Consider the following 1285-nt stretch of genomic DNA (forward strand, 5'->3'; position numbering starts at 1 on the left):
CTACGGCGAGACCGGCGACCGGCCGGTGGACGAGAGCGCGCCGCCGGGCGAGGGCTTCCTGCCGGAGGTGTGCGTCGAGTGGGAGGCGGCCGCGGCACCGGCGCGGGAGGCGGGCGTACGGACGGTGTTCGCGCGCACCGGGCTGGTGGTGGCGCGCGGGGGCGGGGCGTGGGGCAGGCTCTTCCCCCTCTTCCGGGCCGGGCTGGGCGGACGGATGGGCGACGGGCGCCAGTACTGGTCGTTCGTCGCGCTGCACGACGAGGTGGCGGCCCTGCGCCACCTCCTCGACACCGACGGGCTGTCCGGACCGTTCAACCTGACCGCGCCCCACCCGGTGACCAACCGTGAGATCACCGCGGCGATGGCGCGTGTGCTGCACCGCCCGGCGGTGTTCGCGGTGCCGGCGCCGGTGCTGCGGACGGTGCTCGGGGAGATGGCCGGGGACGTCCTCGGCAGCGCCCGGGTGCTGCCGGCCCGGCTGCTGGAGTCCGGCTTCCGGTTCGCGTTCCCCCGGATCGAGGGGGCGGTCCGGGCGGCGCTGTGAGCGCGCGGCGTGGGGGCGTGAAGGCACGCCCGCACGAAGGCGGGAGGGCGCACCCGCGCAAAGACGGGAGGGCGCACCCGCGTGACCACGATCCGCCCGGAACCGATCCGGCTCTGATCCCTCTGCGACCACATCGTGCCCGTCCGGCGTGCGTATGCGACCGTCGTGCGCCCGTGCTCTGTCCATGCGCGACTGACCAGGTACTCGGCCACGGTCCTAACCTCGACCCGAACTCGGGTATCCCTGGGGCCTGTTGAGGGCATGACGTCTCCAGCGCCCGCGCAACCTCGAGGAGGGGCACGTGCTTGAGCCCACGTACCAGGCGGACGTCGTCGTCGTGGGAGCCGGGGTCGCCGGACTCTCCGCGGCGCGACGGCTGACCAGCGCAGGAGTCACCACCATGGTCCTGGAGGCCGCCCATGAGGTGGGCGGCCGGATGGCGACCGAGAAGGTCGACGGCTTCCGGCTCGACCGGATCGGACGACTGCTGTCCACGGCGTATCCCGAACTGCGGCCGGCCCCGGGCCTCGACGGACCGGTGCTGCGGCCCTTCGCGCCCGGTGTCCTGCTGCACAGCGACGGACGGCACCACCGTGCGGGCGTGCAGCCGGGCGCGAGAGGGGCGCGGAGCGCGAGGGGCGCACTCCATGCCGTGCGCGCCCTGGCGAGCGCCCCACGGCCGGGTGGCGGGCCCAGAAGGCCGGTGGCCGTGCCCGGACGGCAGGTGTCCGTGCCCCGCAG

At 75.3% G+C, this 1285-nt stretch carries 2 protein-coding genes; both read left to right on the forward strand.

The genetic code is table 11. The annotated features are described in order from the left end of the window. The coding region (locus B7767_RS12225; protein WP_085572219.1) for a TIGR01777 family oxidoreductase at positions 1-544 on the forward strand (544 nt) is incomplete at its 5' end. Positions 545-845: 301 nt separating this feature from the next. Next, positions 846-1285: FAD-dependent oxidoreductase (locus tag B7767_RS12230; RefSeq protein ID WP_179167122.1), on the forward strand; the 440-nt coding region annotated here is incomplete at its 3' end.

Source organism: Streptomyces sp. 13-12-16 (assembly GCF_002114215.1).
In the GTDB taxonomy this organism is placed as follows: domain Bacteria; phylum Actinomycetota; class Actinomycetes; order Streptomycetales; family Streptomycetaceae; genus Streptomyces.